1 pseudogene is annotated in these 278 nt (G+C 70.1%); it reads right to left on the bottom strand.

Annotated elements, in window-relative coordinates:
• Positions 1 to 278: pseudogene (locus tag EN808_RS36125) on the bottom strand (sugar ABC transporter substrate-binding protein); the annotation flags it as partial.

Below are 278 nucleotides of genomic sequence, written 5' to 3'. Positions count from 1 at the left end.
ATGACCGGCAGCGCCAGCCGGCTGATGTTGCCGGAGCCGACCACGGCATCCAGCCAGCTCGGCGGCATGGTGACGCCCTCGCGCACCTTGGGATCCTCGAGCACCGATTTGCGGAACGGCACGCCGGCGCCGGCCTGCAGCAGGCGCGCGCCCATTGCCGGCGACACCGCCCATTGGCAGAACAGGTAGGCCGCTTCCTTCTTGGTGCTGGCCGAGGTCACGCCGATACCGTCGCCGAAAGTGCCCGCGGCATGCGCCTTGGGACCCTTGGGCACGAC

This window comes from Mesorhizobium sp. M8A.F.Ca.ET.165.01.1.1, assembly GCF_004792065.1.
Lineage (GTDB): Bacteria > Pseudomonadota > Alphaproteobacteria > Rhizobiales > Rhizobiaceae > Mesorhizobium.
This window is presented reverse-complemented; position numbering and strand designations above follow the sequence as displayed.